At 70.8% G+C, this 7,461-nt stretch carries 5 protein-coding genes; 4 read left to right on the top strand and 1 reads right to left on the bottom strand.

All coding sequences use genetic code 11. The annotated features are described in order from the left end of the window. Positions 1 to 228: 228 nt before the first annotated feature. Entirely contained in the window at positions 229 to 2,715 is a 2,487-nt protein-coding gene (locus ACGFRF_RS13855) for a DEAD/DEAH box helicase (RefSeq protein ID WP_393739453.1), read from the bottom strand. A gap of 81 nt (positions 2,716 to 2,796) precedes the next feature. Here ACGFRF_RS13855 and bldG point away from each other — a divergent pair, with 81 nt between their 5' ends. The 4 genes from bldG (at position 2,797) to ACGFRF_RS13835 (ending at position 7,442) form a co-directional block, all read left to right on the top strand. Continuing rightward, positions 2,797 to 3,138, top strand: coding sequence for an anti-sigma factor antagonist BldG (gene bldG, locus ACGFRF_RS13850; RefSeq protein WP_010986038.1), 342 nt, complete (start codon positions 2,797 to 2,799; stop codon positions 3,136 to 3,138). Between the two features lie 166 nt (positions 3,139 to 3,304). Then, positions 3,305 to 3,736 (top strand): ATP-binding protein, encoded by a 432-nt coding sequence (locus ACGFRF_RS13845; RefSeq protein WP_393739451.1) that lies wholly within the window; start codon positions 3,305 to 3,307, stop codon positions 3,734 to 3,736. A 304-nt stretch (positions 3,737 to 4,040) separates the two neighbouring features. Continuing rightward, complete coding sequence (locus ACGFRF_RS13840; protein ID WP_393739449.1) at positions 4,041 to 6,446, top strand: sodium-translocating pyrophosphatase; 2,406 nt, start codon at positions 4,041 to 4,043, stop codon at positions 6,444 to 6,446. 390 nt (positions 6,447 to 6,836) lie between these two features. Continuing rightward, a complete protein-coding gene (locus tag ACGFRF_RS13835) occupies positions 6,837 to 7,442 on the top strand; it encodes a small secreted protein (RefSeq protein ID WP_393739447.1) in 606 nt (201 codons plus the stop codon). Positions 7,443 to 7,461: the final 19 nt, after the last annotated feature.

Below are 7,461 nucleotides of genomic sequence, written 5' to 3'. Positions count from 1 at the left end.
CGCCCCGAGCCGGCCGCCGTCTGCCCGTCCCCCCTCGGCTCCTCGCCCCGAGCCGGCCGCCGTCTGCCCGTCCCCCCTCGGCTCCTCGCCCCGAGTCGGCCGCCGTCTTGTCCCGCCCTCTGTCGGCCCTTCACCCAGCCGACCTCCCGGGCCCTACGTCGGCGCCTCGCCCCAGCCGCGCTAGCCATTCGAAGGCCCCTCCCATCCGGCCGCCCGCGCCTCCTCCGCCTACTGCTCCGCCTGTTCCTCCGCTGGTTTTCCCGTCTCCTCCGGCGCCCCTCGCAGCAGCACTGTGAGGAGGCGTACCGCGCCCCTCTTGTGCAGTGGGTCGTTGCCGTTGCCGCACTTGGGGGACTGGATGCAGGACGGGCAGCCGGCCTCGCACTCGCAGGAGGCGATGGCCTCGCGGGTGGCGGCGAGCCAGGCCCGGGCGGTGTGGAAGGCACGTTCGGCGAAGCCCGCGCCGCCGGGGTGGCCGTCGTAGACGAAGACCGTCGGGAGGAGGGTGTCGGGGTGCAGGGGGACCGAGACTCCGCCGATGTCCCAGCGGTCGCAGGTCGCGAAGAGGGGCAGCATGCCGATCGAGGCGTGCTCGGCGGCGTGCAGGGAGCCGCCGAGGATCTCCGGGATGATCCGGGCCTCGTCCAGCTGGTCCTCGGTGACCGTCCACCACACCGCGCGTGTGCGCAGCGTACGAGGAGGGAGGTCGAGTTTCGTCTCGCCCAGCACTTCGCCCGTGATCAGGCGTCTGCGGAGGTAGGAGACCACCTGGTTGGTGACCTCGACGGAGCCGTAGCACAGGCGGCCGGCGCCCCACGGGATCTCGGTGTCCGTCTCCAGGATGGAGATCGAGGTGGTGTCGCGGGCGACCGTCGAGTACGGCGGGTCGGCCTGTTCGACCAGGGCGACCGAGTCCTCCAGGTCCAGGGAGCGCACCAGGTAGGTGCGGCCCTGGTGAAGATGGACCGCGCCCTCGTGGACCGTGGAGTGCGCGGCGCCCGCGTCGACCGTGCCGAGCAGGCGGCCGGTGGCGGCCTCGACGACCTGCACCGGACGGCCGCCCGCGCCGCGGATGTCGGTGAGGTCGGCAGCCCGTTCCCGGCGGGTCCAGTGCCAGGCCTTCGTCCGTCGGCGCAGCAGCTTCGCGGCCTCCAGCTGGGGGAGCACGTCCGCGCAGGCGGGGCCGAAGAGGTCCAGGTCCTCCTCGGTCAGCGGCAGCTCCGCGGCGGCGGCACACAGGTGCGGGGCGAGGACGTACGGGTTGTCGGGGTCGAGGACCGTCGATTCCACCGGTTGGTCGAACAGGGCCCCGGGATGGTGGACGAGGAAGGTGTCCAGCGGGTCGTCCCGGGCGACGAGCACCGCCAGGGCGCCCTGCCCGGAGCGGCCCGCGCGGCCCGCCTGCTGCCACAGGGACGCGCGCGTGCCCGGGTATCCGGCGATCACCACCGCGTCCAGGCCGGAGACGTCCACGCCCAGCTCCAGGGCGGTCGTGGCGGCGAGGCCGAGGAGTTCACCGGAGTGCAGGGCGCGTTCCAGGGCACGGCGCTCCTCGGGGAGGTAGCCGCCGCGGTAGGCCGCGACACGCCGGGCCAGGGAGCGGTCGACCTCGGCCAGTTTCTCCTGGGTGATCACCGAGATCAGCTCGGCGCCGCGCCGGGACCGTACGAAGGCCACCGAGCGCACGCCCTGCACGGTGAGGTCGGTCAGCAGGTCGGCGGTCTCCGCGGTGGCGGTACGCCGTACCGGTGCGCCCCTCTCGCCGTGCAGCTCGGTGAGCGGGGGCTCCCAGAGGGCGAAGACCAGTTCGCCGCGCGGGGAGGCGTCGTCGGCGACCTCGACCACCGGCAGGCCGGTCAGCCGGCGGGCGGCGACGGCGGGTTCCGCGGCGGTCGCCGAGGCCAGCAGGAAGACGGGTGAGGAGCCGTAGCGCGCGCACAGACGGCGTAGCCGGCGCAGCACCTGGGCGACGTGCGAGCCGAAGACGCCGCGGTAGGTGTGGCACTCGTCGATGACGACGTACCTGAGGGATTTCAGGAAGGAGGACCAGCGGGGGTGGGACGGGAGTATCCCGCGGTGGAGCATGTCGGGGTTGGTGAGGACGTAGTTGGCGTACTGGCGGATCCACTCGCGTTCCTCGACCGGGGTGTCTCCGTCGTACACGGCTGGGCGTACGGCGATGCCCAAAGATTGTGAAAGTTCCTTCACCGATCGGCACTGGTCCGCCGCGAGGGCCTTGGTGGGGGCCAGGTACAGGGCGGTGGCGCCGCGTCCGTTCGGCGCCTCGGCGCCGTCCAGAAGGGTGGACAGGACCGGTACCAGGTAGGCGAGGGACTTGCCGGAGGCGGTGCCGGTGGCGACGACCACCGAGTCGCCGTCCAGGGCGTGCTCAGCGGCCAGCGCCTGGTGGGCCCAGGGGTGCTCGATGCCGCACGCCTGTACGGCCGCGATCACCTCTGAGCGAATCCGGTCAGGCCAGACGGCATGCCGACCCGCGCGTGGGGGCAAGTGCTCCGTATGAGTGATGCGCGCAGACCGGCTCGGCCCGGAGGCGAGTCGGTGCAGGATCGCGCCCGGAGACGGGCGGGATGCCGGGTCGGTCGGGGATCGATCGGATCGGTGATTCTTGGCCATCGGCACCGAGTGTGTCACCGGCGTGACGGACAATGGAGCCAAGGCGTCGTGCACGCCTGCCGGTAAGTGATTGAATGCCATCGCGGCTGGCGTTGCGTCCCGGGGGCCGCAAGGCGAGGTGCCCGAGGGGCGACCGCTCGATAGCAAGGTGCTGGAGGATCCGTGGACCTGTCCCTGTCGACCCGTACCGTCGGCGATCGTACGGTCGTCGAGGTCGGTGGCGAAATCGATGTATACACCGCGCCCAAGCTGCGCGAGCAGCTGGTCGAGCTGGTGAACGACGGCAATTTCCACCTCGTCGTCGACATGGAGGGCGTGGACTTCCTCGACTCCACCGGACTCGGCGTGCTGGTCGGCGGCCTGAAGCGAGTACGCGCCCATGAGGGCTCGCTGCGCCTGGTCTGCAACCAGGAGCGCATTCTCAAGATCTTCCGTATCACCGGCCTCACCAAGGTGTTCCCGATTCACACCTCGGTCGAGGAAGCGGTGGCGGCCACCGACTGACCTGGGCCTGTCGCCGGCGTCGGGCTCCTGCCGGAGCCCGGACGCCGGCCGGTCCCGTCCTGGGCCGATGAAGACGAAGCGGCCCGGGGCACACAAGCACAGCGGGGGGTGCGGGCTCTCGGCGGCCCCGCCCCCGACCGCACGCCCGTAGTCGCGAGGGGGATGCATGGCCACCGTCGAACTCCGCTTCAGCGCGCTGCCCGAGCACGTCCGGACCGCCCGGCTGGTGGCGGCAGCGGTGGCACGCAGGGCCGGGGTGGACGAGGCCGTCCTCGACGAGGTCCGGCTCGCCGTGGGCGAGGCCTGCTCCCGTGCCGTCGGCCTCCATCAGAACAGCGGCATCACGTCGCCGGTCAAGGTCGCGCTGATCGAAGAGGAGAAACAGTTCTCCATCGAGGTCGGCGACGAGGCTCCGCACGCCACCTCGGGCGGCGACACGCCCGGCGCCGAGGACGGCGAGGCGGAGATCGAGGAGGACGAAATGGGCCTCGCGGTCATCAGCGGCCTCGTCGACGACGTGGAGGTCACCACTGGGCAGGACGGCGGCCTGATCCGCATGACCTGGCCGACCACACCGCCGACCGCGGCGGTTCTCTGAGGCTCCCCGAGCCGTCACGCAACCTCACCAGGGCCCTGCTGAGCAGGGCCCTTGCCGCGTTTTCCGGCGCCCTGCGGAATTCGTGAAGGAATTCACGATCAATAGCCCGATAATTTGATCAAGCGTCAATGCGGCCGTCAATGCCTTTGGGGCATTACCTCTTTCGGGTTCCGTGGCGTGACCTCGATCGTTTACTGAAGGGCACAAGAAGGCCAATTCCGTTTACCGTCCTCTGTTTAGATCACTCGCGGGTACCTAGAATCCGTCCACATCTTGAGCTCAGCCCAAGCGTCAAGGAGGACGAATGGCGGGGCTTTCTACCCCTCATCAGTCGGGTCATCCCACAACCCTCGCAGCCGCGGTCCTGACCGACGACAACCGGATCATCGTGGCCGTCATCGCGGCGGTCGCCCTGGCCGCTCTGGTGGTCGCGGGAATCCTGGTGCGCCAGGTGCTGGCAGCGGGCGAGGGCACCGACAGCATGAAACGGATCGCCGAGGCGGTCCAGGAAGGTGCCAAGGCGTATCTCGCCCGGCAGTTGCGCACGCTCGGCGTATTCGCCGTCGTCGTCTTCTTCCTGCTCATGCTGCTGCCCGCGGACGACTGGAATCAGCGTGCCGGGCGCTCGGTGTTCTTCCTGATCGGAGCCGTGTTCTCGGCGGCCACCGGCTATATCGGTATGTGGCTCGCCGTGCGCAGCAATGTGCGTGTCGCCGCCGCGGCCCGGGAAGCCACTCCGGCGGCCGGCGAACCCGAAAAGGATCTCACCACCGTCTCGCACACCGCTATGAAGATCGCATTTCGCACGGGCGGCGTCGTCGGCATGTTCACGGTGGGGCTCGGCCTGCTGGGCGCCTCCTGTGTGGTGCTGGTGTACGCGGCCGACGCGCCGAAGGTGCTGGAGGGCTTCGGCCTCGGCGCCGCCTTGATCGCGATGTTCATGCGTGTGGGCGGCGGCATCTTCACCAAGGCCGCCGACGTCGGCGCCGACCTGGTCGGCAAGGTCGAGAAGGGCATTCCGGAGGACGACCCGCGCAATGCCGCGACCATCGCCGACAACGTGGGCGACAACGTCGGCGACTGCGCGGGCATGGCGGCCGACCTGTTCGAGTCGTACGCCGTCACCCTGGTGGCCGCGTTGATCCTCGGCAAGGCGGCCTTCGGCGACTCCGGACTGGCCTTCCCGCTGCTCGTGCCCGCCATCGGTGTGATCACGGCGATGATCGGCATCTTCGCGGTCGCCCCGCGGCGCGCGGACCGCAGCGGTATGACGGCGATCAACCGCGGCTTCTTCATCTCCGCGGTGATCTCCCTCGCGCTGGTCGCGATCGCGGTCTTCGTCTATCTGCCGGCGAAGTACTCCGACCTGGACGGCGTCACCGACGCGGCGATCCGGGGCAAGGACGGCGACCCGCGGATCCTCGCACTGGTCGCGGTGGCCATCGGCATCCTGCTCGCCGCGGTCATCCAGCAGCTGACCGGCTACTTCACCGAGACCAACCGCCGCCCGGTCCGGGACATCGGCAAGACCTCCCTCACGGGTCCGGCCACCGTGATCCTCTCCGGCATCTCGGTGGGCCTGGAGTCGGCCGTCTACACCGCGCTGCTCATCGGGCTCGGCGTGTACGGCGCGTTCCTGCTCGGCGGTACGTCGATCATGCTGGCGCTGTTCGCGGTGGCCCTGGCCGGCACCGGCCTGCTCACCACGGTCGGCGTGATCGTCGCGATGGACACCTTCGGGCCGGTCTCCGACAACGCGCAGGGCATCGCCGAGATGTCCGGTGACGTCGAGGGCGCTGGCGCGCAGGTGCTCACCAACCTGGACGCGGTCGGCAACACCACCAAGGCCATCACCAAGGGCATCGCCATCGCCACCGCGGTCCTCGCGGCGTCGGCGCTCTTCGGTTCGTACCGGGACGCCATCACCACCGGCGCGCAGGACGTCGGCGAGAAGCTCTCCGGAGCGGGCGCGCCGATGAGCCTGATGATGGACATCTCGCAGCCCAACAACCTCGTCGGCCTCATCGCGGGCGCCGCGGTCGTCTTCCTCTTCTCCGGACTCGCCATCAACGCGGTGTCGCGGTCGGCCGGTTCGGTGGTGTTCGAGGTGCGGCGGCAGTTCCGCGAGCACCCCGGGATCATGGACTACACCGAGAAGCCCGAGTACGGGCGGGTGGTCGACATCTGCACCAAGGACGCCCTGCGCGAGCTGGCCACGCCCGGTCTGCTCGCCGTCCTGGCGCCGATCTTCATCGGGTTCACGCTCGGCGTCGGCGCGCTCGGTTCCTACCTCGCCGGCGCGATCGGCGCGGGCACGCTGATGGCGGTCTTCCTCGCCAACTCCGGTGGCGCCTGGGACAACGCCAAGAAGCTGGTGGAGGACGGCCACCACGGCGGCAAGGGCAGCGAGGCCCACGCGGCCACGGTGATCGGCGACACGGTCGGCGACCCCTTCAAGGACACCGCCGGCCCGGCGATCAACCCGCTGCTGAAGGTCATGAACCTGGTCTCGCTGCTCATCGCACCCGCCGTGATCAAGTTCTCCTACGGCGACGACAAGAACCTCGGTGTACGGATCGGGGTCGCGATCCTCGCGCTCCTGGTGATCGTCGTCGCCGTGTACATCTCCAAGCGGCGCGGGATCGCCGTCGGCGACGACGAGAGCGCCGAGCGGGTCGCCAACTCGCCGGATACGGCGGTGGTTTCGTAGGCCACAGCGGGAAGGCCTGCTCAACCGGCGGGGGGGGGGGGGGGGGGGGGGGGGGGCCCCCCCCCCCCCCCCGGGCGGGGGGGGGGGCGGGGGGGGGCGGGGGGGGGGGGGGGGGGGGGCCCCCCCCCCGGGGGCGCCCCCCGGGGGGGGGCGGGGGCGCGGCGGGGGCCCCCCCCGCGCCCCCGGGGGGGGGGGGGCCCCCCCCCCCCCCCCCCCCCCCCCCCCCCCCGCTTCCTTGTGCGGGCTCGCGCACGTCGTGGGCCTTCGTGAGCCTTCTCTCCCATGGTGCGAAGAGTCACAAAAGATGACTTATGAGCCATCCGGTAGGTGGAGGGATGCCGTCCGCCGTGTAGATTCCGGGGGCCGAGAGCCATGGAAGGGACCAATCCGGTGAACAAGAAGCTCGCGGCCGCGCTGTCCGGCGGTGCGGTACTGGTGGTGGCGCTGTCGGGATGCACCAGCAGCGGCGACAAGGGGCCCGACCCCAAGCTGGTCGCCTGGGCCAAGAAGGTGTGCGACGCCGTACCCGCGCAGGACGCGAAGATCAGGTCGGCCAACGCGTCGATCGCGGCCATCGCCACCAACAGCAACCTCCCTCCGAAGAGCGCGCAGAAGACCTACGCGCAGGCCTTCCAGGACCTGGCCGACGGCTACAAGGGGCTCGCCGACGCTCTCGGTGACGCCGGAGCGCCCCCCGGGATCGACGACGGCGCCAAGCGGCAGCAGGACGCCGCCAAGAACCTCGCCGGCCTCTCCGCGTCCTACGTCGACCTGAAGAAGAAGGTCGACGGGCTCGACACCAAGAACCAGGGCAAGTTCGCCAAGGGCCTCAAGGACATCGCCGCCACCCAGGCGCAAGACGTCGGCAAGCAGAGCAGCAGCGGCACGGAAGCGCTGAAGCGGCTGGAGCAGGGCGACGTCAAGGCAGCGATGGCCGAGCAGCCCAGCTGCAAGATCCGCGGGGCGTCCGCGTCGGCGCAGCCGACGGCCGGCTGACGTCGGCGGACGGTCCGCG

The sequence above is a fragment of the Streptomyces sp. NPDC048521 genome, assembly GCF_043199855.1.
In the GTDB taxonomy this organism is placed as follows: Bacteria; Actinomycetota; Actinomycetes; order Streptomycetales; family Streptomycetaceae; genus Streptomyces.
The sequence above is the reverse complement of the archived record's forward strand: the minus strand, read 5'-3'. Positions and strand labels throughout refer to the sequence as shown.

Bases quoted from the DNA above. Each gene is read 5' to 3' on its own strand.
- ACGFRF_RS13855 (WP_393739453.1), bottom strand. From the start codon at position 2,715: ATGGCATTCAATCACTTACCGGCAGGCGTGCACGACGCCTTGGCTCCA.
- ACGFRF_RS13845 (WP_393739451.1), top strand. From the start codon at position 3,305: ATGGCCACCGTCGAACTCCGCTTCAGCGCGCTGCCCGAGCACGTCCGG.
- ACGFRF_RS13840 (WP_393739449.1), top strand. From the start codon at position 4,041: ATGGCGGGGCTTTCTACCCCTCATCAGTCGGGTCATCCCACAACCCTC.